Raw genomic sequence first — 24,783 nt, 5'->3', positions numbered from 1 at the left:
AATCGTTTAGAGTTTCGGACGCCGATAGGCGTCGGAAAGTCGACGGTGCCCGAACCCGCGGGCCGCATGCGGTGAGCTATGGGGATTTCGATTTACGGCCGATCTGGGCGTCTGCAGACGGTGTCGATAAGCGGACGGGTTTGAGAGCAGCCCGTCCGATTTTGGAGTGACAGGGCGGCTGTGGGGAGCTCGTCCGTCCGATTTTGGCGATGGGACGACTGCTCCTGGGCGGATGATATGCAGACATCCTCATCCCCGGGAGCGCGGTTGCGGTGAGGTCTGGCGGTGTGGGGCCGTGCCGGGTCACGACGCAAGGTTCCCGGATGGTGCGATCGGACATGGCGGGCCGCGCGGCAGATAGCGGCGTTCGATGGTCTCGATGATGATCATGGTCCCGCCGCAGCAAGGGCATGGCGGGCGCGGATCGGGGGGCTCGGTGGGTGGCTCGACCGCGGTGGGCGGCGCGAGGGCGAGCAGGCGGCGGGCGCGCTCGAGGTGGGCCTTGCGGGTGCCGCTGGCGAGCAGGCCATAGTGGCGGATGCGGTGGAACCCGCGTGGCAGGCAGTGCAGCAGGAAGCGGCGGATGAACTCGTCGGCGCTGAGCGTCATGACCTGCTGCCGGTCTGGCGTAGAACGGCGATAGTCCTTGTAGCGGAACGTGACCCCATGCTCGTCGAGCCGCAGGAGGCGACTGTTCGAGATGGCGACCCGGTGGGTGTAGCGCGAGAGATAGGCGAGCACGGCCTCGGGACCGGCGAAGGGCGGCTTGGCGTAGACCACCCAGCGCTTTTTGCGCACCGGCGCGAGGTGGCGCAGGAATGCGCGACGATCGGCGAGATGAGCGAGCCGACCGAAGAAGGCGAGCTTGCCGGCATCGTAAAGCGCCAGCAGCCGAGTGAGGAACAGGCGGCGGAACAAGGCGCCCAGCACGCGCACCGGCAGGAGGAAGGCCGGGCGGGATGATATCCATCGCTCCCCATCCGGCGCGATACCGCCGCCCGGCACGATCATGTGGATATGCGGGTGGTGGGTCATGGCCGAGCCCCAGGTGTGGAGCACGGCGGTGATGCCGATGCGGGCACCGAGATGCTTCGGGTCGGCGGCGATGGTGAGCGTGGTCTCGGACGCAGTCTTGAACAGCAGGTCGTAGAGCAGCGCCTTGTTGTGGAACGCGATATCCGCGATCTCGGCAGGCAGCGTGAAGACGACATGGAAGTATCCCACCGGCAGCAGGTCGGCCTCGCGCGAGGCGAGCCAGGTGCGCGCGGCGGTGCCCTGGCACTTGGGGCAATGGCGGTTGCGGCAGGAGTTGTAGGCGATCCGCCAATGTCCGCAGTCGGTGCAGGCCTCGACATGCCCGCCCAGCGCGGCGGTGCGGCAGTGCTCGATCGCCGACATGACCTTGAGCTGATGCAGGCTCAGGTGCCCGGCATGGGCGAGCCGATAGGCTGGCCCGGCAGCGCAGAAAACGTCGGCGACCTCGAGTGCGGCGCGCACCGGTCCTCAGCCGCTCGGCGCCTCCTTGTCCGGTGCCGCCAGTGCGAGCCGGTCAAGCGGGCTGACCACGGCGCGCACCGTCTTGGTTGCCACTTGCGTGTAAAAGGCGGTGGTGTTCAGCTTGGCATGACCGAGCAGCGCCTGAATGACGCGGATATCGACCCCGTCCTCGAGGAGGTGCGTAGCAAAACTGTGACGCAGCGTGTGCGGTCCTACCCGCTTGGCGATGTCGGCTGCCTCGGCAGCTTCGACGACGACACGGTGGAGCTGGCGTGTGCTGATCGGCAGCATGGCGCCTCGTCCCGGGAAGAGCCAGCCATCAGCGTGGAGCACACCCTGCTGACGCCCCGCGCGCCACCAGTCACGCAGCAGCACGAGCAAGCCCTCTGGCAGCATGGCATTGCGGTATCGCCCGCCTTTGCCACGCTCGATCCTGAGCAGCATGCGCTTGCTGTCGATATCGCGCACCTTGAGCGCCGCGACCTCGCCGACGCGCAGACCCGCACCATAGGCGACCGACAATGCGGCCTGATGCTTGAGGCTGGTGGTCGCATCGAGCAGGCGCTTCACCTCGCTCTGGGTCAGCACCACCGGGATCTTGCGAGCGTGCGCGGTGCGGACCAGCTTGCGTGCAAGATCGGGCCGGTCGAGGGTGTGGGTGAAGAGGAACCGCAGCGCCGCCACGATGCTGTTCATGGTCGGCGCCGGCACCCCGGCTTCCCGTTGCTCAATCTGGAACCGGCGGACATCCTCGGCGGTCGCGGTATGCGGCGAGCGCCCCAGCCAGGTCGCGAACCGTCCCACATCGCGCTGGTAGTTGCGTTGCGTCTCCGGCCCGAACCGGCGCAGTGACATATCCTCGATCAGCCGCTGGCGAAGCGGGCTGACCGGCCCAATCGGAATAATCTCGTTCATCGTTCGACTCCTTGGTTGAAGGAGCCACAATCGTCTGCCTCTCTCGGATCAGGCGCTACGCCTGTCGTTCTACATCACCCTCGCCGCCAGCGACACTCCCGCGAAGCGGGTTCGTGCATCGATCCCGTTCAAGTCATTGACCTTTATGCGAGTCAACGGTCTATCCCGGCTATCCTTTAAGCGGTGTTGCCATGGTCTGGTCATTTTCAGTGAATCCGCTCGGTTCGAGGTATTCTGCGATGGAGGCGGCGTGATGGTTTGGGGAATGCAAATGCCGGATTCGTTCGGCAAGTACTTCATTTCAGGAACATTCGAGTTCGCAGATGACCCGACCGGAGCCGAGAGTTGGTCCGAGCGGTTGGAAATGTATTACCGTTTCGGAATGCCTGAGAAGGAAAAGTTGAGATTTCAAAGGCAAGGCGAAAAGTATGGAGCGATGACTTACAAGTCCTTTGTGCTCTACAAGTTTATCGATGAGCACGGCGTCGAACCCGACCCGCACACACCGCCGCTTACTGCCATCGAAGAGGCTGAGGCGCCCAAATGGTTCTCTGCCGAAAAGTCCCATCGCGTGCTCGGGGATATTGTTGAGCTCGTTGACCGGATCAAGGTTGTCTCCGGCAAGATGCGCGACATCATCGAGCGTTTCGAGCCCGGCGTCCATCAATTCTTTCCAATCGAGCTAAGGCTGCCAAACGGTTCGGTCTTTCCTGAGCCCTATTACACTATGGCTGTGGGCAACTGGCGTGACAGCGTGATCGCCAAACCGGAGATGCTCGACCCTGCCTTTCAGCAACTGGAGAAAATATCTCCTCGTTCATACCTCACCCAACTCTCGTCATTCCGGAAATTGCGATTCAGACGAGGAGACATTCAGGACGCTCACCTTTGGCGTGAGCGTTTCTTTGGAGAGAAGCTCTTGTGTTTCTCTGATGCACTCATGCAAGCCTTCACCGAAGCAGGTCTGGATTTGCCGACTGCTCAGCACTTGGCAGAAGAGGGTGACTTGTGAGCGCCCGCAGTAATGTAAACCTCTTGCGAGGATCGGATGCTTTACTCTCGTAGCCGTGGTGTTCGAATTCACCATTCGCCTAAGCTGGAAAGTGCCGCCAGAAGCAATCAGCCATGCCTTAAGCTGCCATTCAGCATTCCACCCACGCCCGGTCATTCAGCGCATCGTGCCTTTCGCCCGAAAGCAGCCATCCGCCCCTCACCCCGCTAAAAACTCCGCCCACACCGGCAAGTGATCGGACGCGCTCGCCGCCAGCGCGCTGCGGTGGACGCCGCAGTCCTGCGCTGTCAGCGCTTCGCAATGCATGATCCGGTCGAGCCTGCCCAAGGGGCGGCGGCTCGGGAAGCTGGGGCCGGGGTCGAGCAGGGTGAAATGCCGCCCGAACTCGCGGAAGCAGCCCGCGACCGCGCGCCATTCGTTGAGGTCGCCCATCAGCACCACCGGGCCACTCGCGCGCGCCGCTTCGCCCAGCGCGGCGATGGTGCGGGCCTGACGGACGCGCCACAGGCCCGAGAGGTCGAGGTGCATCCCGAACACCGTCAGCGCCGCCTCTCCGATGCGCAGCCTTGCCGTCACCACGCCCCTCGGCTCGAGGCAGGGGATGTGGAGGATGTCGTGGCTCTCCACCGCAATCCCGCGCCGCACGAGGATCGCGTTGCCGTGCCAGCCCATCGAATCCCCCTGCACATCGAGCGGCACGGGGACGTAGTCGCTATGCCCCTCGATCAGGAAGCGCGGGAGCACACTCGCGCGGGTGCCGAACCTCAAGTCCGCCTCCTGCAGGCACACCACGTCCGCGCCGACCTCGTTCAGCACATTGAGGATGCGCGCCGGATCGCGGCGGCGGTCGGTGCCGACGCCCTTGTGGATGTTGTAGCTCGCGACCTTGAAGGCGGCAGGCGGGGGAGCGGCGTCCGGCATCGGCGCAAGCTAACCTTCGCCGCGCTAATTCGATAGAGCGAAGCGCGCGCCTCGTCGCATCCTTGCCGCATGACATATGGCGCGCGGGTTCTGTGGTCTTTTGATGGCGGCGTCCGGGGTGACTGGGCGGTGACGGCGATGACGACGCTTGCCGGAGAGAGCCTGCCGCAGGTTGCGGGGCTTTCGGTGCGGCAGGGTGGCCTCGCCGACGCGCGCGGGGCCTTGTGGACGCTCTCGGGCGTGGCGAGCCACCTGCGCTACACGCTGCGCGAGGAGTTCAGCGAATTGTCGGCGCGCGGCAGCCCGCTGGGCCGCCGCGCAGCGCGGCGGGCGGCGCTGATCCCGATCTCGAAGAGCGAGGCGTGGTGGGCGCTCGCGCAGGACGAACGCCGCCGCATCTACGAGGAGCAGTCGCGCCACACGAGCATCGGGATGGAATACCTGCCGCAAATCGCTCGCCGCCTGCACCACGGCCGCGACCTGGGAGAGCCCTTCGATTTCCTCACCTGGTTCGAATTCGCCCCCGAGCACGAGGGGCTGTTCGATGAACTGCTCGTGCGCCTGCGCGCAAGCGAGGAGTGGACCTATGTGACGCGGGAGATCGATATCCGGCTGACGCGCGAGGGCTAGAGCGGGTTCGTTTCCACGATGTTGGCGAGGCACAGCTGCCCGTCGCACGAGGTCGACAGGCACCAAACCTTCACCACTCCGGCAACCGGAGTGGGAGGAAGTGTCAGGAGGCTTTCCTCGACGGCCCCGGCAACGCGGCCGGACGACGGGCCGAATAGCGCTTCCGCCCGAAGCTGGCGTGTCCATGCCTGCGCTGCCGCCTCCCCGCCGGACGCGGACACCTGCATCACGCTGGTCGTGCCCATGAACTCGCAGACAATCGTGTAGAGGCCCACTCCTTAACCCGCCGCCAGCAGGCTCGCGTTGCCCCCTGCCGCGGTGGTGTCGATGCAGGTCACGCGCTCGGTGGCGAAGCGGGCGAGGTAGTGGGGGCCGCCCGCTTTCGGCCCGGTGCCCGAGAGGCCCTCGCCGCCGAAGGGCTGGCTTTCGACCACCGCGCCGATCTGGTTGCGGTTGACATAGAAATTGCCGACGCGTGCGTGGGCCTGCACGAAGCGCCGGGTCTCGGCGATGCGGCTGTGGAGGCCGAGGGTGAGGCCGAAGCCGGTGGCGTTGATATCGTCCACGACCCTGCCCAATTCGCCCGCCTTGAAGCGCACCACGTGCAGCACGGGGCCGAAATTCTCGCGCGCGAGGTCGGCGATCGAGCCGATCTCGATGATCGTCGGGGCGACGAAGTGGCCCACGGTCGGCGCGCCGGGGAGGCGCTCCACCTTGAGGCCCTTCGCGATGCAATCGGCAACGTGCGCCTCGAGCAGCGCCTTGGCTTCGGCGTCGATCACCGGGCCGACATCGGTGGAAAGGTCGGACGGGTCGCCCACGGTCAGCGCCTCGAACCCGCCGCGGATCATCTCCAGCACCGGTCCGGCGATGTCTTCCTGAAGGTAGAGCACCCGCAGCGCCGAACAGCGTTGGCCCGCGCTCTGGAAGCTGCTCGCCAGCACGTCGCGCACCACCTGTTCGGGTAGGGCTGACGAGTCCACGATCATCGCATTCTGCCCGCCGGTCTCGGCGATCAGCGTGGCGATCGGGCCGTCGCGCATCGCCAGCGCGCGGTTGATCGCGCGGGCGGTGTCGGTCGAGCCGGTGAAGGCGACGCCCGCAAGGCGCGGGTCGGCGGTGATGAGCTGCCCGACCTCGCCCGCGCCGGGGAGCAGTTGCAGCGCCTCGGGCGGGATGCCGGCCTCGTGGCACAGCTTCACCGCCAGCGCGGCGATCAGCGGGGTCTGCTCGGCGGGCTTGGCGATGACGCTGTTGCCAGCGGCGAGCGCGGCGCTCGCCATGCCGATGAAGATCGCGAGCGGGAAGTTCCACGGGCTGATCGTGGCGAAGACGCCGCGCCCGTGGAGGGTGAGGCTGTTCTCCTCCCCCGTCGGCCCCGGAAGGATGACGGGCGCGGCAAACTGGCGGCGCGCTTCGGCGGCATAATAGCGCAGGAAGTCGACCGCCTCGCGCAGCTCGAGCACGCTATCGAGCAGCGTCTTGCCCGCCTCTCGCTGGCACAGGCTGAGGAATTCTGCGGTGTGCGCCTCGAACAGGTCGGCGGCCTCTTCGAGCAACAGCGCGCGCGCCTCGCCGCCCAGGGCGTCCCAGCCGGGCTGGATTGCGGCGGCACGGGTGAAGGCGGCGTCGACGTCGGCGGCAGTCGCGTCACGGCGGGTGCCGACGATGCGCGAGGGATCATGCGGCGAGGTGACGTTCACCACCGCGCCGGTGCCCCCGAAAGTCGGCTCGGCGGCCCACTGGCGGCTTTCGAGCGCCTTGAGCTGATTCATCAGCGGCCCCAGCACCAGCGGATCGGAGAGATCGACGCCCGCGCTATTCTGCCGCTTCGCGAAGATTGCCCCCGGCAGCGGGATCGCCGGATTGCGGCGCGGGTTCATCGCGGCGAGCTCCGCGACCGGATCGCCCACCAGCTCCTCGGCCGGAATGTCGGCATCGCCCATGCGGTTGACGAAGCTGGTGTTGGCTCCGTTCTCGAGCAGGCGGCGCACCAGATAGGCGAGCAGTTCCTTGTGCCCACCCACGGGAGCGTAAATCCTGACCGGCGTACGCTGGTTGCCCTCGAGCGCGTGGAGCGCGTCATAGACCTCCTCGCCCATGCCGTGCAGGCGCTGGAATTCGAACGGGCGGCCGGCGGCGAGATGCTTGATCGCCCCGATGGTGTAGGCGTTGTGCGTGGCGAAGGCGGGGCGGATCACATCGCTGTGCTCGAACAGCCGCGCGGCGCAGGCGAGGTAGCTCACATCGGTCGCGACCTTGCGGGTGAACACCGGGTAATCGGTGTAGCCGCCCACCTGCGAGAGCTTCACCTCGCTGTCCCAGTAGGCGCCCTTGACCAGCCGCACGAACAGCTTGCGCCCGTGCCTGCGGGCCACCTTCCCCGCCCAGTCGCACACCCAGATCCCGCGCTTCGAATAGGCCTGGATGGCGAGGCCGAAGCCCTCCCACCGGCTGCCGTCCGGGCGGCGGAACAGGTCGTCATCGGCGACCAGTTCCTCGATGATGTCCATGCTGAGTTCGAGCCGCTCGGCTTCCTCGGCATCGATGGTGAAGTGGATGTCCGCGTCGCGCGCCTTCACGGCGAGGTCGCGGATCACCGGAATCATCGCAGCCTTGGCCTCGCCTGCATGGAAGAAATTGTACTTCGGGTGCAGCGCCGACAGCTTCACCGAAATCCCGGGCGAGCCCGCCACGCCCGCGCCGGATTCGCGCACCAGCCGCGCCAGCGCGCTTTCGTAGGCCTGCCGGTATTTCTCGGCATCGGCGAAGGTCATCGCCGCCTCGCCGAGCATGTCGAAGCTGTGCGTGATCCCCCGCGCGCGTTCGGGCGCGGCGCGCTTCAGCGCTTCGTCGATGGTGCGGCCGAACACGAACTGGCCGCCCAAAATCTTCATCGCCTGGCCCGTCGCCGTGCGGATCACCGGCTCGCCCAGCCGGTTCATCGCGCGCTTGAAGGCGCTCCCCAGACCCTTCTGCCGCGCGTCCGGCGGATCGAGCACTTCGCCCGTCAGCATCAGCGAGAAGGTCGCCGCGTTGACGAAGGTGGACGAGCTTTCGCCCAGATGCTCGCCCCAATCGATGCTGCCGATCTTGTCCTTGATCAGCGCGTCCGCCGTCGCCGCATCGGGCACGCGCAGCAGCGCTTCGGCCAGGCACATCAGCGCGATGCCTTCCTCGGTATCGAGGCCGTATTGCTGGAGGAACGCGTCAATCCCGCTCGCCTTCTTGGCCCTCGCCCCTTCGATCAGGTCGATCGCAAGGCGCGCGGCGGCTTCGTGCACCCTGGCGGCAGGGGCGGCCTGCTCCAGCCGTTCGGCGATGCAGGCTTCCTCGTCCTGACGATAGGCACGGCGCAGGTCGGTGCGGTCGATTGCTGGGGCGGCGGTGTAGTCGGCCATCTGGTTTCACCTGAAACGATTCGAGAGAGCAAGGCGGCCCTCTGGACGGCAAGAGGCTGCGCTTCAAGCGCGGGTTTTGCAACGGCCCGCTTGCCCGCCGCGCGGCCTGCGTTTAGCCTTCGCGTTCGACCAACAGGGGCCATTCACCATCATGCGCATGTTCTGCTTCCATTGCCGCGACGGTGAAGACGGCGGACGGCTGCGCGCGATCCATCGCCCGGCCCACCTCGAATTCGTCCACGCCAATGCCGAGCACTTCGTGATCGTCGGCCCGCTGAAGCGCGCCGATGGCTTGATCATCGGCTCGCTGCTGATCGTGAAGGCCGAGGACGAAGCCGCCGCGCGCGCCATTCTCGCGGACGATCCCTACCTCACCGGCGGGGTGTGGCAGCTGATCCGGGTGGACGAATTCACCCCGCTGCTGGGCGACTGGGCCTAGAAGACGACGCCGACAGCCGCAAGGCTGATGGGGCCGGCGAGCAGGCCGACCAGCATCGCGTAAGGTTTCTTGCGCAGCGCGAGCGCCACGCCCGCCACCCACATCACCGGCGCCAACACCAGATAGGCGAACACCTGCCGCCGCCCCTCGGCGATGCAGGACTTGAGCGCCGCGTCGGTATCCGTCGCCGCCGCGCAGTCGCCCATCAGCAGCACCAGCCCTAGCAGTGCCACCAGCACCAGCCCCGCCGCCAGCACCGCGGCGGTCAGCGCGCCGAAGGCGGTGACCCTCAAGCCCCGACCTCGTCCTGCGCGTGGGCGGGGTTGTTGCGGTTCCACTTCACCGAGGACCAGAACGCCAGCCCGATCAGCACCGCGCCGATCAGGCCGGTGATCACTTCCGAGATATGCGCAAAGGTGTTGAGGTACATGATCACCGCCAGCGCCAGGATCGCGTAGAACGCGCCGTGTTCGAGGTAGCGGTATTCGCTCATCGTGCCCTTGTGGACGAGGAAGATCGTCATCGAGCGCACGAACATCGCCCCGATGCCAAGGCCGATGGCGATCACGATCAGGTTGTTGGTGAGCGCGAAGGCGCCGATCACGCCGTCGAAGCTGAAGCTGGCGTCCAGCACTTCGAGATAGAGGAACGCGCCGAAGCCCGCCTTGGCGACGTCACCTGTCGAGGGCGTCGGCGGTTCGAGCAGGTGGTTGACGATCTCGACCGCGAGATAGGTCAGCAGGCCTGCGATGGCGGCGATCAGGAAGGTATGCGCCTCTTCGGGCGGCAGTACGCTGGAGACCGCCCAGGTCCCCGCCAGCACCACGCCGATGGTGAGGGATTCGATGTTCGCGACCTTGGCGAGCGGGCGTTCGATCACGTCGATCCAGTTCACGTCCTTGTCGGAATCGAAGAAGTACTTGAGGCCGACCATCCCGAGGAACGCCCCGCCGAAGCCCATCAGGCCCACGTGCGCATCGGAAACGATCGCCTGATACTTGGCCGGCTCGTTGAGCGCGAGCTTCAGCGCCTCGACGGGTCCGAGGCTCGCGGCGACCATCACGATCACCAGCGGGAAGACGATCCGCATCCCGAACACCGCGATGGCGATGCCCCACGTCAGGAAGCGCTGCTGCCAGACCGGGTCCATGTCCTTGAGCACCGAGGCGTTCACCGCCGCGTTGTCGAACGACAGCGAGACCTCCAGCACCGCCAGCACCGCGCAGATCCACACGATCGACAGCACGCCGTCGAAGGTGCCGGTCAGCTCCCAGCCATACCAGCCGCCGACCGCAAGGCCGATCAGAGTGAACAGCAGCGAACCGCCGAAATGCTTGAACATCGGGTATCCCTATCGCGTTGACGGATCGCTCTTAGAGCGGGCCGGAGCGGCGGGCTAGAGCCCGAAACTGCCCTTCAGGCCATCGATCACATATTGCGCCGCGAGCGCGGCCAGCAGCACGCCGAGCAGGCGGGTGATGACCGCCTCGACCTTGTCGCCCAGCAGCCGGATCAGCGGCCCGGCGGCGACCAGTGCGGCGGCGGTGATGACCAGCACGGCGACCAGCGCGGCGAGCACCTGCCCCATGATCGCCCAGTCGCCGTGGGCCTCGTTCATCAGCAGCATGATCGCCGCGATCGCGCCGGGGCCCGCCAGCATCGGCATCGCCATCGGGAAGACCGAGACATCCTCGATCTCGGGCGTGGCGGCGATCTTCTCGGCGCGCTCCTCGCGGCGCTGGGTGCGCTTCTCGAAGACCATGTCGAAGGCGATGAAGAACAGCATCAGCCCGCCCGCGATGCGGAACGAGTTGAGCTCGATATGGAGCGCGCCGAGCAGTTCCTGCCCGAACAGCGCGAAGACCAGCAGGATCGCCGAGGCAATCCCCGTCGCCCGCAGCGCCATGCTGCGCGCTTGCGCCGGGGTCGCGCCCTTGGTCAGCCCGGCATAGATCGGCGCGCACCCGGGCGGGTCGATCACCACGAACAGGGTGACGAAGGCGGAAAGGAAGGTCTCGGTCAGGGCCATGGGATCAACTGCCTCGGCCCCTCACATCATTTGGGGTCGGGGGCAAGGCTTTGTTCGATCGCGGTGACCCAGCGGCCTTCGTAGAAGTAGTCCGCCGCGATGGCCCGCGTCCCGTCCGCGCCGTGGGTCCAGCGCCAGCGCAGGGTGCCGTCACGCGAGAGGGTCGCGCCTTCCTTGCCGTCCTCGCCGATGGGCAGGGCAGGCGGCGGGGGCACCGGATTGCCGCCGCGCGGGCAGCTCGCGATCAGGCCTTCGACGAGATCGAGCGCGGTGACGATGATCTCGCCCTCCTCGATCCGCTGCTTGGGCGGCGGCTGCGGATTGTCCGCGCCGCCGACGTCGAAGACATAGCGGTATTCGCCGTCGGGCTGGCGTTCCCACACGGTAACGAAATTGCCGACAGTGCCGTCGGGATCGCGGAACCGGCCCTTACTGACCGCGAGGCCCCCGTCACAGCTCACCACCACCGCGCGCGGCGACCATTGCACGGCCTGCGCGGGATCGGTCTGGGTGGCGAGCCAGGCCTGCGCCGGGAAGGGCCCGTTGCCGCCGTGGATCATCGCGCCCGGAGCGGCGAACTGGCGGAAGGCGGTCCACTGCCCGTTCTCGCGCGCGGCCCGCGAGAAGGCGAGCTCGGCGGCGACGATGGTGCTCGGCTGCCCGGCGCCCGGCGCGTTCTTCAGCACCCGGTCGATCACCGCAGGCGGCGGCCCCGCCCGGCGGTTCGGCCCGGCGCAGGCGGCGAGAGCGAGCACCAGGATCAAGGCAACGACGCGCATGGAAACCTCCGTTCGCCCTGAGCTTGTCGAAGGGCCGTTCTTCCTGAAAGCGAAAAGCAGGGCTTCGACAGGCTCAGCCCGAACGGAGATATGTTAGATACCCTCCGGCGCGTCCAGCCCCGCATGACGGTGCGCCGCCACCAGCGTGTTGCGCAGCAGCACGGCGATGGTCATCGGTCCGACCCCGCCCGGCACCGGGGTGATCGCGCCCGCGACTGCCAGCGCCTCGCCGTAGTGGACATCGCCGACGAGCCTGCCCTTGGGCTTGTCCTCGGTGGGGGCCAAGCGGTTGATGCCGACGTCGATCACGGTCGCGCCCGGCTTGATCCAGTCCCCGCGCACCATCCCCGGACGGCCCACGGCAGCGACCACGATGTCCGCGCGGCGGACGACCTCGGGCAGGTTCTTGGTGCGGCTATGCGCGATGGTGACCGTGGCGTTGGCGTCGGTCAGCAGCTGCGCCATCGGCTTGCCGACGATATTCGAGCGGCCGATCACCACTGCATCGAGACCGCTGAGATCGCCGAGGTGATCCTGCAGCAGCATCAGGCAGCCCAGCGGCGTGCAGGGGACGAAGCCCTCCTGCCCCACGGAGAGCCGCCCGGCGTTGATCACATGGAACCCGTCGACATCCTTGTCCGGATCGATCGCGGCGATCACCGCCTGCTCGTCGAGCCCCTGCGGCAGCGGGAGCTGGACGAGGATGCCATCGACCTCGGGATCGCGGTTCAGCCGCTCGACCAGCGTCAGCAGCTCGGCCGCGCTGGTGGTGGCGGGCAGGCGATGCTCGAAACTGGCGATGCCGGCCGCCTCGCAGGCCTTGGCCTTGGCGCCGACATAGACCTGGCTCGCGGCATCATCGCCGACGAGCACCACCGCGAGGCCGGGGCGGCGCGCGGTGGCCTGCGTGAACGCCGCCGCCGCCGCGCCGATCCGCGCGCGCAGGCCCTCGGCGAAGGCCTTGCCGTCGATCCGCGCTGCCGTCGTCACCGTCTCGCCCATCAGTAGGCCGCGCCCTGGATCAGCTTCGACACCGCGATCAGCAGCATCATGAACACCATCGGCGAGAAGTCGATCGCGCCGGTATCGGGCATCACCCTGCGGATCGGGCGCAGCACCGGCTCGAACAGGCGCGAGAGCGCGTCATGCACCGCATAGACGAACTGGTTGCTCGGGCTCACCACGTTGAAGGCGAAGAGAAGCCCGATGATGAACCAGATGATCAGCAGCATGTTGGCGGTGCTGATCACCATGCCGAGAATTTCTAGCAGTGCTCCGGTCATTGCAGTCCGTTTCCGTTCAATGGGGGCTTGCGCGGCCCTGTGGGGTCCCTTGGAAGCGTATTAGCCTGTTAATACGCCTCGCGCCATATCTCAGTTCCCGAGGCGTGTGCGCTCAGGCCCGCACCAGCGTGCCCGCGCCGCGCGCGGTGAAGAATTCGAGCAACATCGCGTGACCAACCCGGCCATCGAGCACCACCGCCGCCTCGCAGCCCGATTGCACCGCGGTGACGCAGGTCTCGAGCTTGGGCACCATCCCGCCGCGGATCACGCCCTCGTCGCGCAGCCTGGCGATGTCAGCGGGGGTGAGATCGGTCAGGAGCTTGCCCTCCCCGTCGAGCACGCCCTGCACGTCTGTCAGCAGGAACAGCCGCGCCGCGCCCAGCGCCGCCGCGATCGCGCCCGCCATGGTGTCGGCGTTGATGTTGTAGGTCGCCCCGTCCTCGCCCGGCGCGATGGGGGCGATCACCGGGATCATGCCCGCGGCGACCATCGTGTCGATCACCGTGGTATCGACCGCCGCTGGCTCGCCCACGAAGCCGAGGTCGACCGCCTGCTCGATATTGCTGTCGGGATCGCGGGTCGTGCGGCTGACCTTGCGCGCCTGCACCAGCCCGCCGTCCTTGCCCGAAATGCCGATCGCCTTGCCGCCCGCGGCCGCGATCCAGCCGACCAGTTCCTTGTTGATCGCGCCCGAGAGCACCATCTCGGCGACCTTGGCGGTAGCCTCGTCGGTGACCCTGAGGCCGTCGACGAAGGTGCTCTCCACCCCCAGCCGCTTGAGCATCTGGCCGATCTGCGGGCCGCCGCCGTGGACCACCACCGGGTTGATGCCGACCGCCTTCAGCAGCACGATATCCTCGGCGAAATCGCGCGCCGCCTCGGGGTCGCCCATCGCGTGGCCGCCGTATTTCACCACGAAGGTGCGTCCGGCGTAGCGCTGGAAATAGGGCAGCGCCTCGATCAGCACCTCGGCCTTGGCGAGGTCGGGCGTTTCGGCACCCGAGCGAGGGGCCGCGTGGAATGGCTTGTCAGTCACCGTGCATCAGTTCCCGTGCGCGCACCTCGCGCTGTGGCCGTGCGCCCTAGCCGCTTGCGGGCGCGGGGCCAAGCCTTGCCGCTGCGCGTTAAGCCGGAATTAGGCATTCCCGGTGCTTGATGGTATCGAGCGCCGCGAGAGAGGTAAACATGGCCGAACAGGACAGCACGACACCGGGGGTCGATCCCGAAGGCGGAGGACGTCGCCAGGGCGACCGGCGCAAGGCGCAGCTTCCGTTCGAGGGCGAGGACCGCCGCAAGGGCGAGCGCCGTTCGGGCACCGACCGCCGCGCCACCCCGCGGGGCGACGTTACCGGCTGACGTCCGGCAGGCGCGGGTCGCGGGCGGAGCATCGCCTCGTGCCCCGCCCGCATAAGCCCCTCAATACGCGGGCATATTCTCCAGCATCTCCGCAATCTCGTCGAGCAGGTGCAGCCGCTCCTTCTTGAGCGCTTCGAGCCGTTCGTCGCTCGCCGCCTCGGTCTCGCAGGCGATGCGGTGGATCGCGCGGTTCACCTGGTGATGCCGCTCTGCCAGCCGCGCGAAATGCGCATTCTCCTGCCGCAGGCGGTAGAGCGCGGCGGCATCTTCGGGAAATTCTGCGGCGAGTTCGTGCGGGGTGTGTGCGGACATTCGGGTTCTCCCATGGGTTGGATGCCCCCTGCCTAGATCCTCCCCGGGCCTTGGTATTTGACCGGGGTCAAAAGCGCTGGAACCCGCCGGCGCGCGCGGTATGGTGGCGGCGGGATATTCACATGACACTGCCGCAGCCCTTCCGCCGCCGCTGGCTGGCGCTGGCACTCGTTCCGCTTGCCGCCGCAGGAGCGCTGACGCTTGCGCCGGGGACGGGCGAGGCGCAGGGCGGGGGCGAGCCGCACAGCGCGCGCTTCCCCCTCTGCCGCGGGCCGGTGCGCGTCACCTGCGTGGTCGACGGCGACACCTTCTGGTTCGCGGGCACCAAGATCCGCGTCGCCGATATCGACACGCCCGAGGTCTCGCAGCCCCGCTGCCCCGAGGAGCGCGCCCTCGGCAGGCGGGCGACCGAACGGATGCGCGAGCTTCTCAACGCCGGGCGCTTCGGCCTTGCCGCGCCGCCCGGCGGCCGCACCCGTGACCGCTATGGCCGCGAGCTCAGGATCGTCACCCGCGGCGGCAAGAGCCTGGGCGAGGTGCTGGTGCGTGAGGGCCTCGCCGCGCGCTGGGGCGGGCCGAGAGCGCGCTGGTGCGGGGTCTGAGAGGGTCTAGAGGGGGTCTGGAGGGGGTCTGGCAGGGGTCTGGCAGGGGTCTGGCGCAGGCTGGATAGCACGGTCCTCGCGGCCATGTGGCTGAAATCGCTCGATTTCGGGTGTTTCACGCGGCGCGCGGGGCAAAATCCGCCGCTTTTCAACCGCTTCGTCCGGCCCTCATAGCGCAGGCGCCCCCCTTTAGGAAAGCGCCGCGATCCAGCGCTCCACGCCGGCGGGCAGGCCCTTGAACCACACCGCCAGCGCGGCGAGCGCGATGATCTGGAGCGCCGCGATCATGTGGAGATTGCCGCTGAAGGGCTGCTTCCTCGTCTTGTGCCGGAACAGCGCGCGCCCCGCATAGGCCCCCGGCGTGCCCCCGAAGAAGGCGAGCCTGAGCAGCGTCCCCTCCGAAATCCGCCACGCCCCCGCCTCGGCCCGCGCCTTGTCGATGCCGAAGGCCGCGAAGGCGAGGAAGTTCACCGCAATCAGCGCCGTCGCAAGATTGGCCGGCGTCAGCAGCGCCTTGGCCGCAGCGATATTCTGCGGGGACGCGAGGGCGGCGAGGTTCTCCATCGGCGCGGGATAGCGCGAGAGGGGTTGCGGAAGGGTTGCTTATACTCCGTCGGATGGGAGCTTACCGGCGTTCCTCAATGCTTCTAGCTGTTGGGGATTTTTTGGTCGGAAAGATATGAATTCCCGAGACCCGAACTTCAAACCAAGGCTCTTCATGAGATCTCGGTCGTTCTCAGAATAGAGCAGAGCGATCCCCTGCTTTTCGAGCAGATCACGCGCCCCCCCGTTCTTCCTAAGCCGTTTCATGAAATCATCTTGCGCTGCGACGCTGGCTATCACCACGCGAGAGACGGGTACCTCAAGACAAGTTTGGAATAAACGTGCGAGCCGGTCAGTCCCTCCGCGGGGAGCCATTATGTGGTCTCTAGTATCTGAACCAACTAGGGACCAAAAATTTGGAGTGTACTGGAAGTCTTGCACCATCCACCAAATGTGGCTCCTTCCAGCAGCTGAAAACGAGGTTTTGGCATCACGATTTTGCCCACCCCGAAGATAGGCGGCTCGGGCTCGCACCAGACCAACCGCGCAGGTCGAATCATCTTCATTCACTCGCAGCAAAATGCAGAGGCGATCTATGGCTTCGGGCGGGATCATCCATCCTGACCCACCCATCGTAGTTGACTTTACATCGACCTCCTGACCACCGATCAGAAGATCGAGCACCACTCCCTTAGGAACATCCAGCCAATCTCTTAGTAAAATCTCGAATTTGGTTCCGAGATACGTTTTCTCTGTCTTTTCAATTTCACAGAGGAAGTAGCGCCCAGTCCGCGCCGTATCGATTACCTCGTCAATTGCCGAGCGGAAAAAAGATCGGAGTTTTTCGACAAATCTATCACGTCCGCCAACAGCCTTAAGCAGATCAGCCTCGAGGCGAGCGAGATCATCATGATCGGGATGATCATGGTGGAGTGGCTGGTAACCGTCGCCGCCAAACAGATTCAAGCTACCGCCCGGACGATAGGATGAACGTTAACAACTAGTGCTTCCTTGATTTTGCTCGCCACCGCGCACGCCACCGGCGGGGGGAAGGCGTTGCCGACCTGCCGATACGCGGTCGTCTTGCGGCCAAAGAAATGCCAGTCCGCCGGGAAACCCTGCAAGCGAGCCACCATCGCAACGGTCAGACGCGGCATCCCGACAAAATCACTTTCCGGAGCCTTCTCGGCGACCGTTCGGCCTTCCACGCCAAGCGCAGCCCATGCCTTACGTGCGCGGGTAGGACCGAGGTCTGGGCCGCCATGCTTCTTCGATCCACCGACAATGGTAGGTGCAATGTCGTTCGCTTCCTTGGCCCAGCGCGCCGCGCCGAGCCAACCGTTCGCAGCCATCATGTCCTTGAGCACCTCGCCTACAGTTGGCGGGTTTTGCGGCAGCACCTCAGGCCATTCGAACCCGTCCGTGAACTCTTGCTTGAGGGCCACAATCACGACGCGAGGCCGCAATTGCGGCACACCGAAATCACTCGCGTTGAGCAAGCGCCAATCGACCACATAACCGAGTTTCTTGAACTCCGCCTTCAAATGCAGACGATACTCCTCGAAGACAGGCGAGAGGAACCCGCGCACGTTCTCGATCATCACCGCCTTGGGCTTGATCTCGTCGATCAGACGGATTGCAGCCGGGAAGAGGTTGCGTTCGTCCAGATCGCCAAGTTGCTTGCCAGCCACCGAAAACGGGGGGCAAGGTAGTCCGCCAGCCATCAGATCGACGCCAGCGAACGAGCGGCCGTCGAACGCATTCATGTCCGCGCACCGCACATCCCATTGAGGACGGTTGAGGCGCAAGGTCTTGCAGAAATCCGCTTCGATCTCGACCAGCGCTGCATGATCGAAACCTGCCTGCTCGAGACCGAGCGCCTGTCCGCCAGCACCCGCGCAGAATTCGATTGATTGCATGGCGATACTCCTCTTTTGCGTACCGCTATGTTCTTAATTCGTTCCAGTCAAGCGAGTGGCTCCGGAATGGAGCCACTCGTCAAGATCACTCCGCAGCCTCAGCCCCAAACAGCCCGGCCTCAGCCACCACACCATCGTCCTCGTTGACAGCTTTCGCCTTCTGGCGCTTATCAAACGACGACCACACGGTGTTCCAGTCGCCGCGGGTGGCGCCCTTCGAGTATTCCGTCGCGCGGGTTTCGAAGAAGTTGGCGTGTTCGACGCCGTTCAGGAGCGGGGCGAGCCAGGGGAGGGGGTGCTCCTCGATCATGTAGATCTCCTGCAGGCCGAGCTGCTTCAGGCGCCAGTCGGCGATGTAGCGGATGTAGCGCTTGATCTCCTTGGCGCTCATGCCGTTGACCGGGCCCATCTCGAAGGCGAGGTCGATGAAGGCGTCTTCCAGACGGACGGTCTTCTGGCAGATGTCGATCAGGTCTTCCTTCACCGCCTTGGTGAGGCACTGGCGTTCCTCGCAGAAGGTGTGGAACAGCTTGATGATGCCCTCGCAGTGGAGGCTCTCGTCGCGGACCGACCAGCTGACGATCTGGCCCATGCCTTTCATCTTGTTGTAGCGCGGGAAGTTCATCAGCATGGCGAAGCTGGCGAAGAGCTGGAGCCCCTCGGTGAAGCCGCCGAAGGCCGCGAGGGTGCGTGCGATGTCCTCATCGGTGTCGACGCCGAACTGGCCGAGGAAGTCGTGCTTGTCCTTCATTTCCTCGTATTCGAGGAAGGCGGAGTACTCGGTCTCGGGCATGCCGATGGTGTCGAGCAGGTGCGAATAGGCGGCGATGTGCACCGTCTCCATGTTGGAGAAGGCGGCGAGCATCATCTTCACTTCCGTGGGCTTGAACACGCGGCCGTAGTTTTCGTGGTAGCAGTTCTGCACCTCGACATCGGCCTGCGTGAAGAAGCGGAAAATCTGGGTGAGCAGGTTGCGCTCGTGATCGGTGATCTTCTGCGCCCAGTCGCGGCAATCCTCGCCCAGCGGCACTTCCTCGGGCATCCAGTGGATCTGCTGCTGGCGCTTCCAGAAGTCATAGGCCCAGGGGTACTGGAAGGGCTTGTAGGTGTTGCGGGCTTCGAGCAGCGACATGGGCGGATACTCCTGAGATGGGTTCGGTATAGCAGATACGGTGCGCAGCGGCGCTTGGATTCAGGTCAGGGCCAGTGGGTGGCGATCACGATCAGGCAGAAGGGCGCGAGCATGGAGACCATCGCGATGTGGATCATCGCGGCGTTGCGGCTGTGACCTTCCTTGTCGCGCTTCAGCTCGCGGACGGCGTGAAAGCCGAACCAGATGCTGGTGACGAGGCCGATCACGGCGGTGGCGAATGGCATGTTCACGCTGGTCTCTCCCCCCTGACCGCAGTCCCCCGGCGAAGGGCGCGCCCGGGATGTCCGGCGCGCGCCCTGACGCGGATTACTGGCAGCTCAGACATTCCTCGTAATCGGTCTGCTCGCCGCTGGCGGCGAGTTCGATCTTGGCGAGTTCGGGCGTGTTGTCCGCCTCCACCCCGCCGACGAAGCCGGCGCGCTGGACGGACTTGGAGCGCAGGTAATAGAGCGACTTGATGCCCTTTTCCCACGCCTGGTAGTGGAGCATCATCAGGTCCCACTTGTCGACGTCGGCCGGGATGAACAGGTTCAGCGACTGGGCCTGGTCGATATAGGGCGTGCGGTCGGCGGCGAATTCAAGCAGCCAGCGCTGGTCGATCTCGAAGCTGGTCTTGTAGACCGCCTTTTCCTCCGGCGTCAGGAAGTCGAGGTGCTGGACGGAGCCGCCCCGCTCGAGGATCGAGTTCCAGACATTGGTCGAGTTCTTCGCCTTCTTCTCGAGCAGCTTCTCGAGATAGGGGTTCTTGACGATGAAGCTGCCCGACAGAGTCTTGTGGGTGTAGATGTTGGCCGGGATCGGTTCGATGCACGCGGAAGTCCCGCCGCAGATGATCGAGATCGACGCGGTCGGCGCGATCGCCATCTTGCAGCTGAAGCGCTCCATCGCGCCCATGTCGGCGGCGTCGGGGCAAGGGCCCCGCTCCTGCGCGAGCAGCATCGAGGCTTCCGAGGCCTTGGCGTGGATATGCTTGAACATCTGGAGGTTCAGCGCCTTGGCCATCGCGCTCTCGAAGGCGACGCCCTTCTGCTGGAGATAGGAGTGGAAGCCCATGACCCCGAGGCCGACGCTGCGTTCGCGCGAGGCGGAGTACTTGGCGCGGGCCATTTCGTCCGGCGCGCGGTCGATATAGTCCTGCAGGACGTTGTCGAGAAAGCGCATCACGTCCTCGATGAACTGCTTGTCGCCCTTCCACTCTTCCCAGGTTTCAAGGTTGAGCGAGGACAGGCAGCACACCGCCGTGCGGTCATTGCCGAGGTGGTCGATGCCGGTCGGCAGGGTGATTTCCGAGCACAGGTTCGAGGTCGAGACCTTGAGGCCGAGATCGCGGTGATGCTTGGGCATCATGCGGTTCACGGTGTCGTTGAAGACGATATAGGGCTCGCCCGTCGCCAGCCGGGTTTCGACCAGCTTCTGGAACAGCGAACGCGCATCGACCTTGCCGCGCTCCGACCCGTCACGCGGCGAGCGCAGGGTGAATTCGGCACCCTCGCGCACGGCCTGCATGAACTCGTCGGTGACGAGCACGCCGTGGTGGAGGTTCAGCGCCTTGCGGTTGAAGTCGCCCGAGGGTTTGCGGATTTCGAGGAACTCCTCGATTTCCGGGTGGCTGATGTCGAGATAGCACGCGGCCGACCCGCGGCGCAGCGAGCCCTGCGAGATCGCGAGGGTCAGCGAATCCATCACGCGCACGAAGGGAATGATGCCGCTGGTCTTGCCGTTGAGGCCGACCGGTTCGCCGATGCCGCGGACATTGCCCCAATAGGTGCCGATGCCGCCGCCCTTCGAGGCGAGCCACACGTTCTCGTTCCAGGTGCCGACGATCCCTTCAAGGCTGTCCTCAACCGAGTTGAGGTAGCACGAGATCGGCAGGCCGCGGTTGGTGCCGCCGTTCGAGAGAACGGGGGTCGCGGGCATGAACCACAGGTTCGAGATGTAGTCATACAGGCGCTGGGCGTGCTCCTGATCGTCCGCATAGGCATCGGCCACGCGGGCGAAGAGGTCCTGATAGACCTCGCCGGGCAGCAGATAGCGGTCGGTCAGGGTGTCCTTGCCGAAATCGGTGAGGCGCGCGTCACGGCTGGCGTCGGTGACGATCGTGAAACGGCGGTCGTTGACCTTCTTGCTGTCGGTCTTGGCGGCATCCTTGGCCGCTTCGACCATGGCATGCCCAAGCGCTTCGGTCGCCTTGGCGGCGATCAGCGCGTCGGAGCCGGTATCAGTCGTTTTCATCGTCACTGCCTTATCTTCCCCCGCGCCCGCGCCGGTTTCGAGTTCATTGGTCACGTCCGGCACGTTATCGCTCGCCTTGAAATCCATCTGTCAGCCCCACTTGTCCCCCGAATCGGCACCATCGCACAAGAGGCTTTGTTCCGATTCTGTTCTATACCGGGTGGTCCACAGACTTGCCAACAGCCTGCCCCCCTCGTGGCCGTGCTGACAGGTCGGTCGATCCCATTCGCGGCGCTGGCCAGACCCTTGCGCCGGGGCGAATCGCTCTCCCTGCGCCCTCTCGCGGGGCGGGGAGAATTCACCAAGGCTTGGGGGTCCGATTTGCACCGAACCACTAGATGATGAATCAGCCAGGGAATCCCGTCAACGGGGGATTAAGCACCTAGTTACCATCCGGAGCGCTTCATCACCCTGTCACAAACCCGCGACGCGTGGAGCAAGCTTGAGTCGCGAGCCCCGCAAGCCCCAAATTGAATCTGTGAAGAAAAATATGGGGAGTGAATCATTCGAATCCACCCGTGAATCTTTTGCACGCGGGCGGCTTCGATTGTTGCGCGCGAGGGGTGCGATCGGCGCCTCGCGAGCTGCTCAGCCCCGCCCGGGGTAAGCCAGAGCGCCGTGACTTACACGATTGACGGGCACCGATCGCTTCTATATTTCAACATTTATCGAATCATTGGAGTGTCCGATGCAGGCCGATCTCGTCATCCGCGCGCTGGGTGCGCTGGCGCAGGAACACCGCCTCGCCGCTTTCCGCCTGCTGGTGCAGGCCGGAGCCGCGGGCATTCCCGCCGGCGCGCTGGCCGAGCGAATCGGCGTGCCGCCCTCCTCGATGAGCTTCCACCTCGCCCAGCTCGCCAATGCCGGGCTCGTCACCCAGCGGCGCGAGAGCCGCTCGATCATCTACGCGGCGGATTATGCCGCGATGAACGGCCTCATGGCCTACCTCACCGAAAACTGCTGCGGCGGCCTGCCCTGCGAGGATGCCGCCGCCTGCGCGCCCGCCAAACCCGAGGAGACTGTCCTGTGAAGCGCTTCCACCTGCATGTCGGCGTGACCGACCTCGATGCCTCGATCGCCTTCTACACCCACCTGTTCGGCGCCGCGCCGGAGGTGGTGAAGGCGGACTACGCCAAGTGGATGCTCGAAGACCCGCGCATCAACTTCGCGATCTCGATGCGCGAAGGCGCGGCCAAGGGCATCGAGCATGTCGGGCTTCAGGTCGAGAACGAGGGCGAACTCGCCGAAGTCTATGCCCGCCTCAAGGCCGCCGACCGTCCGGTGCTGGAAGAGGGCGCAACCACCTGCTGCTACGCCAGATCGGAGAAGAGCTGGATCGCCGATCCCGATGGCGTGGTGTGGGAAGCCTTCCTCACCACCGGCGGCAGCACGACCTATGGCGGCAGCCCCGATCTCGAACAGCTCGCCAATGCCGATGCGGCCACGGGCGCGTGCTGCGTGCCGCAAGCCGCCACCGCAGCGCCGCTTGCGAAAACCGGCTGCTGCTGACCACAATCGCGGGGGCGACACATGAACATTCTGGTGCTGTGCACGGGCAATTCCGCCCGCTCGATCCTTGGCGAGGTGATCCTCGGCCAGCTTGGCGCAGGGCGGGTCACCGCTTTCAGCGCGGGGAGCCAGCCCAAGGGCGCGGTGCATCCCGGCGCGCTGCGGCTGCTGGCGGCGCGGGGGATCGATACCTCGGGGCTCCATTCGAAGAGCTGGAACACCTTCACCGGCCCCGATGCGCCGGAGATCGATCTCGTCATCACCGTCTGCGGCAGCGCGGCGGGCGAGGCCTGTCCGATCTTCCCCGGCACGCCTTTGCGCGCCCATTGGGGCCTGCCCGATCCGGCGGCAGTGACGGGCGATGACGCGGAGGTCGACGCCGCCTTCGCGCAGACCTGGGACTGGCTGACGAAGCGGGCCGAGGCCTTCCTCGCCCTGCCCTTCGAGACGATGGCGCGCGATGAATTGCAGGCCAGGCTGGCCGAGATCGGCGCAATGGAAGGCGCTGCATGAACCGCGCGCTTTTCGCGGAAGCTCTGGGGAGCTTCTTCCTCTTCGCCACCGTGGTCGGCTCGGGCATCATGGCCGAGAGCCTTGCGGGCGGGAATGTCGCGGTCGCGCTGCTGGGCAACACGCTGGCGACGGCGGCGATGCTGTTCGTGCTGATCACGATGCTCGGGCCCATCTCGGGCGCCCATTTCAATCCGGCGGTGACGCTGGTCTTCGCGCTGCGGCGCGAGATCGGTGCGGGGCTGGCGCTCGGCTTCGTCGCCGCGCAGCTTGCAGGCGGGATCGCCGGCGTATGGACCGCGCACGTGATGTTCGACCTGCCCGTCCTGCAAGTCAGCGACACCGCGCGCACCGGCACCGGCCAGTGGGCGGGCGAGATCGTGGCGACTTTCGGGCTGGTGCTGACGATCCTCGCCACCCTCGCCGCACGGCACGAGTGGGTGCCGGCGAGCGTCGCGCTCTATATCACGGCGGGCTACTGGTTCACCTCCTCGACCAGCTTCGCCAATCCCGCGATCACCGTGGCGCGCAGCCTCAGCGATACCTTCGCCGGGATCGCACCGGGCGATGTGCCGGGCTTCGTGCTGGCGCAACTCGCCGGAGCCGTGGCGGCGATGGGGGCCGCCCACCTGCTGCTCTCCGCCGATCCTCACACGGACGCAAAGCTGGACTAGCCCGCCGCCCCCTCACTCCTCCGGGATCGTCAGCCGGATCGTGCACACCAACCCGCCGGGCGCGAAGTCCATCGTGGTCTGGCCATCGAATTCGTGCGCGAGCTGGTCCTCGATCAGGCGCATGCCGAGGCCGGTGCGCTGCGGCGGGACAACCGGCGGCCCGCCGTGTTCGGCCCAGACCAGTTCCAGCACGCTGTCGGCCGGCGGCTGGTGGCACCAGCTGATCCGCACATGGCCCGCAGGCATGCTCAGCGCGCCGTACTTGACCGCATTGGTGGCGAGTTCGTGCAGCGCCATCGTCAGGCTGACGGCCATCTTGGAGCAGACCATGATCTCCGGCCCCGCCAGCGTGAAGCGCTCCGGCCCGAAGGTCAGCGCGGCGCTGCCGATGATGTCGTCGAGCGAGGTCGGCTCCCACTGGTTGCGGGTCAGCATCTCGTGCGCCTTCGACAGTGCCTTCAGCCGGTTCATGTAGCTGGTGAGCGCCACCGGATCGCTGCCGTGGAAGGTCTGGCGCGCAATCGCCTGCACTGTCGCCAGCGTGTTCTTCACCCGGTGATCCAGCTCGTTGATGAGAACGCGCTGCATCGCCTCTGCCCGTTTTTCCATGGAGATGTCCCGTACCTCGATGATGGTGCCGATCGTCTTGGAAGCGTCGTCGCGCACCGGACTGGCGCAGAATGCGACGGGGTAGAAATGGCCCTCGCGGTGGACGAACATTTCCTCGCCCCGCATCTGGTTGTGTTCGGGAAAGGCGCGATCGATCGCGCATTCGGACAAGGGGAAGGGGCGCCCGTCGGGCCGCGTGTGATGGATGATGTCATGCAGCGGACGGTCGAGCGCGAGGATTTCGGCGAGCGTGTAGCCGGTCAGCTGCTCGGCCGCGGCGTTCATGTAGATGCAGTGCTGGCGGTCATCCATGAGGAAGATGGCGTAGGACGCATTGTCGAGCACCGCCTGGAGACGCCGGTGGGCGCTGGCGAGGCCTTCGTCCGGGACAGGATCGCGGCTCAAGTACACCCCGCCCACCTGATGTCCACCTTCCCTCGGGAGCTGGCAACAATGCG

29 protein-coding genes are annotated in these 24,783 nt (G+C 66.0%); 9 read left to right on the top strand and 20 right to left on the bottom strand.

Features of this window, described 5'->3' with window-relative positions:
- Positions 1–303: 303 nt before the first annotated feature.
- Positions 304–1,497 carry an IS91 family transposase gene (locus BZF57_RS15790; RefSeq protein WP_067489996.1) on the bottom strand — a complete coding sequence of 398 codons (1,194 nt, stop codon included), beginning with the start codon at positions 1,495–1,497 and terminating at the stop codon, positions 304–306.
- Between the two features lie 6 nt (positions 1,498–1,503).
- Positions 1,504–2,412: a tyrosine-type recombinase/integrase gene (locus BZF57_RS15785; RefSeq protein ID WP_067402726.1), complete on the bottom strand. Its 909-nt coding sequence runs from the start codon at positions 2,410–2,412 to the stop codon at positions 1,504–1,506.
- Between the two features lie 271 nt (positions 2,413–2,683).
- Here BZF57_RS15785 and BZF57_RS15780 point away from each other — a divergent pair, with 271 nt between their 5' ends.
- Positions 2,684–3,424 (top strand): imm11 family protein, encoded by a 741-nt coding sequence (locus BZF57_RS15780; protein WP_143738522.1) that lies wholly within the window; start codon positions 2,684–2,686, stop codon positions 3,422–3,424.
- 198 nt (positions 3,425–3,622) lie between these two features.
- Here the strand turns inward: BZF57_RS15780 and BZF57_RS15775 are convergent, their stop codons facing one another.
- On the bottom strand, positions 3,623–4,345 hold the full coding sequence (locus BZF57_RS15775) for an endonuclease/exonuclease/phosphatase family protein (protein ID WP_086739770.1): 723 nt from the start codon (positions 4,343–4,345) through the stop codon (positions 3,623–3,625).
- Positions 4,346–4,483: 138 nt separating this feature from the next.
- Here BZF57_RS15775 and BZF57_RS15770 point away from each other — a divergent pair, with 138 nt between their 5' ends.
- Positions 4,484–4,975: a chlorite dismutase family protein gene (locus BZF57_RS15770; RefSeq protein WP_086739787.1), complete on the top strand. Its 492-nt coding sequence runs from the start codon at positions 4,484–4,486 to the stop codon at positions 4,973–4,975.
- Here BZF57_RS15770 and BZF57_RS15765 read toward each other — a convergent pair.
- Complete coding sequence (locus BZF57_RS15765) at positions 4,972–5,250, bottom strand: hypothetical protein (protein WP_086739768.1); 279 nt, start codon at positions 5,248–5,250, stop codon at positions 4,972–4,974. The genes BZF57_RS15770 and BZF57_RS15765 overlap by 4 nt on opposite strands.
- A gap of 3 nt (positions 5,251–5,253) precedes the next feature.
- Positions 5,254–8,376, bottom strand: a complete 3,123-nt coding sequence (putA, locus tag BZF57_RS15760) for a bifunctional proline dehydrogenase/L-glutamate gamma-semialdehyde dehydrogenase PutA (protein ID WP_086739766.1) — start codon at positions 8,374–8,376, stop codon at positions 5,254–5,256.
- A 151-nt stretch (positions 8,377–8,527) separates the two neighbouring features.
- Between putA and BZF57_RS15755 the strand changes: the two genes are divergently transcribed.
- Positions 8,528–8,815 carry a YciI family protein gene (locus tag BZF57_RS15755; RefSeq protein WP_240506017.1) on the top strand — a complete coding sequence of 96 codons (288 nt, stop codon included), beginning with the start codon at positions 8,528–8,530 and terminating at the stop codon, positions 8,813–8,815.
- Here BZF57_RS15755 and BZF57_RS15750 read toward each other — a convergent pair.
- The 7 genes from BZF57_RS15750 to argB form a co-directional block, all read right to left on the bottom strand.
- Entirely contained in the window at positions 8,812–9,108 is a 297-nt protein-coding gene (locus tag BZF57_RS15750; RefSeq protein WP_086739764.1) for a hypothetical protein, read from the bottom strand. The genes BZF57_RS15755 and BZF57_RS15750 overlap by 4 nt on opposite strands.
- Complete coding sequence (locus tag BZF57_RS15745; RefSeq protein ID WP_086739762.1) at positions 9,105–10,157, bottom strand: DUF475 domain-containing protein; 1,053 nt, start codon at positions 10,155–10,157, stop codon at positions 9,105–9,107. The genes BZF57_RS15750 and BZF57_RS15745 overlap by 4 nt, the downstream gene beginning before the upstream one ends.
- Before the next feature lie 54 nt (positions 10,158–10,211).
- Positions 10,212–10,838, bottom strand: coding sequence for a MarC family protein (locus BZF57_RS15740; RefSeq protein ID WP_086739783.1), 627 nt, complete (start codon positions 10,836–10,838; stop codon positions 10,212–10,214).
- A gap of 32 nt (positions 10,839–10,870) precedes the next feature.
- On the bottom strand, positions 10,871–11,623 hold the full coding sequence (locus tag BZF57_RS15735; RefSeq protein ID WP_086739761.1) for a Cif family virulence factor: 753 nt from the start codon (positions 11,621–11,623) through the stop codon (positions 10,871–10,873).
- A gap of 93 nt (positions 11,624–11,716) precedes the next feature.
- On the bottom strand, positions 11,717–12,625 hold the full coding sequence (gene folD, locus BZF57_RS15730) for a bifunctional methylenetetrahydrofolate dehydrogenase/methenyltetrahydrofolate cyclohydrolase FolD (protein WP_086739759.1): 909 nt from the start codon (positions 12,623–12,625) through the stop codon (positions 11,717–11,719).
- Positions 12,625–12,906, bottom strand: a complete 282-nt coding sequence (locus tag BZF57_RS15725; protein WP_086739757.1) for a YggT family protein — start codon at positions 12,904–12,906, stop codon at positions 12,625–12,627. Before BZF57_RS15725 ends, folD begins: the two co-directional genes overlap by 1 nt.
- Positions 12,907–13,018: 112 nt before the next feature.
- Positions 13,019–13,942, bottom strand: a complete 924-nt coding sequence (gene argB, locus BZF57_RS15720; RefSeq protein ID WP_086739755.1) for an acetylglutamate kinase — start codon at positions 13,940–13,942, stop codon at positions 13,019–13,021.
- Between the two features lie 149 nt (positions 13,943–14,091).
- On the opposite strand from argB, the gene BZF57_RS21145 reads away from it, so the two are divergent.
- Positions 14,092–14,262 carry a hypothetical protein gene (locus BZF57_RS21145; protein WP_156076263.1) on the top strand — a complete coding sequence of 57 codons (171 nt, stop codon included), beginning with the start codon at positions 14,092–14,094 and terminating at the stop codon, positions 14,260–14,262.
- A gap of 60 nt (positions 14,263–14,322) precedes the next feature.
- On the opposite strand, the gene BZF57_RS15715 is transcribed toward BZF57_RS21145, so the two are convergent.
- On the bottom strand, positions 14,323–14,574 hold the full coding sequence (locus BZF57_RS15715) for an HP1242/YdcH family protein (protein WP_086739753.1): 252 nt from the start codon (positions 14,572–14,574) through the stop codon (positions 14,323–14,325).
- A 122-nt stretch (positions 14,575–14,696) separates the two neighbouring features.
- On the opposite strand from BZF57_RS15715, the gene BZF57_RS15710 reads away from it, so the two are divergent.
- Positions 14,697–15,176 carry a thermonuclease family protein gene (locus BZF57_RS15710; RefSeq protein WP_086739751.1) on the top strand — a complete coding sequence of 160 codons (480 nt, stop codon included), beginning with the start codon at positions 14,697–14,699 and terminating at the stop codon, positions 15,174–15,176.
- A gap of 189 nt (positions 15,177–15,365) precedes the next feature.
- On the opposite strand, the gene BZF57_RS15705 is transcribed toward BZF57_RS15710, so the two are convergent.
- The 6 genes from BZF57_RS15705 to BZF57_RS15680 all read right to left on the bottom strand — a co-directional run bounded on the left by BZF57_RS15705 (position 15,366) and on the right by BZF57_RS15680 (position 21,110).
- Positions 15,366–15,740 carry a DUF1294 domain-containing protein gene (locus BZF57_RS15705; protein ID WP_086739749.1) on the bottom strand — a complete coding sequence of 125 codons (375 nt, stop codon included), beginning with the start codon at positions 15,738–15,740 and terminating at the stop codon, positions 15,366–15,368.
- Between the two features lie 39 nt (positions 15,741–15,779).
- Positions 15,780–16,685 carry a NaeI family type II restriction endonuclease gene (locus BZF57_RS15700; protein WP_086739737.1) on the bottom strand — a complete coding sequence of 302 codons (906 nt, stop codon included), beginning with the start codon at positions 16,683–16,685 and terminating at the stop codon, positions 15,780–15,782.
- Complete coding sequence (locus tag BZF57_RS15695) at positions 16,682–17,638, bottom strand: DNA cytosine methyltransferase (protein ID WP_086739735.1); 957 nt, start codon at positions 17,636–17,638, stop codon at positions 16,682–16,684. The genes BZF57_RS15700 and BZF57_RS15695 overlap by 4 nt, the downstream gene beginning before the upstream one ends.
- Positions 17,639–17,723: 85 nt before the next feature.
- On the bottom strand, positions 17,724–18,770 hold the full coding sequence (locus tag BZF57_RS15690) for a ribonucleotide-diphosphate reductase subunit beta (RefSeq protein WP_086739720.1): 1,047 nt from the start codon (positions 18,768–18,770) through the stop codon (positions 17,724–17,726).
- Positions 18,771–18,835: 65 nt separating this feature from the next.
- Positions 18,836–19,021, bottom strand: a complete 186-nt coding sequence (locus BZF57_RS15685) for a hypothetical protein (protein WP_143738521.1) — start codon at positions 19,019–19,021, stop codon at positions 18,836–18,838.
- A 76-nt stretch (positions 19,022–19,097) separates the two neighbouring features.
- Entirely contained in the window at positions 19,098–21,110 is a 2,013-nt protein-coding gene (locus BZF57_RS15680) for a ribonucleoside-diphosphate reductase subunit alpha (protein WP_086739716.1), read from the bottom strand.
- Between the two features lie 601 nt (positions 21,111–21,711).
- On the opposite strand from BZF57_RS15680, the gene BZF57_RS15675 reads away from it, so the two are divergent.
- The 4 genes from BZF57_RS15675 to BZF57_RS15660 are packed head-to-tail and all read left to right on the top strand — an operon-like array spanning position 21,712 to position 23,716.
- Positions 21,712–22,053 (top strand): ArsR/SmtB family transcription factor, encoded by a 342-nt coding sequence (locus BZF57_RS15675; RefSeq protein WP_086739714.1) that lies wholly within the window; start codon positions 21,712–21,714, stop codon positions 22,051–22,053.
- Entirely contained in the window at positions 22,050–22,532 is a 483-nt protein-coding gene (locus tag BZF57_RS15670) for an ArsI/CadI family heavy metal resistance metalloenzyme (RefSeq protein ID WP_086739712.1), read from the top strand. The genes BZF57_RS15675 and BZF57_RS15670 overlap by 4 nt, the downstream gene beginning before the upstream one ends.
- Before the next feature lie 21 nt (positions 22,533–22,553).
- A complete protein-coding gene (locus BZF57_RS15665; RefSeq protein WP_086739710.1) occupies positions 22,554–23,045 on the top strand; it encodes an arsenate reductase ArsC in 492 nt (163 codons plus the stop codon).
- A complete protein-coding gene (locus tag BZF57_RS15660; RefSeq protein WP_086739708.1) occupies positions 23,042–23,716 on the top strand; it encodes an aquaporin in 675 nt (224 codons plus the stop codon). Before BZF57_RS15665 ends, BZF57_RS15660 begins: the two co-directional genes overlap by 4 nt.
- A gap of 12 nt (positions 23,717–23,728) precedes the next feature.
- Here BZF57_RS15660 and BZF57_RS15655 read toward each other — a convergent pair whose 3' ends face one another.
- The gene (locus BZF57_RS15655; RefSeq protein WP_240506016.1) at positions 23,729–24,730 is read right to left on the bottom strand and encodes a sensor histidine kinase; all 1,002 of its coding nucleotides are present in this window, start codon (positions 24,728–24,730) and stop codon (positions 23,729–23,731) included.
- Positions 24,731–24,783 lie beyond the last annotated feature (53 nt).

Origin of the sequence: Erythrobacter colymbi (assembly GCF_002155685.1) — a bacterium.
GTDB lineage: Bacteria > Pseudomonadota > Alphaproteobacteria > Sphingomonadales > Sphingomonadaceae > Erythrobacter > Erythrobacter colymbi.
This window is presented reverse-complemented; position numbering and strand designations above follow the sequence as displayed.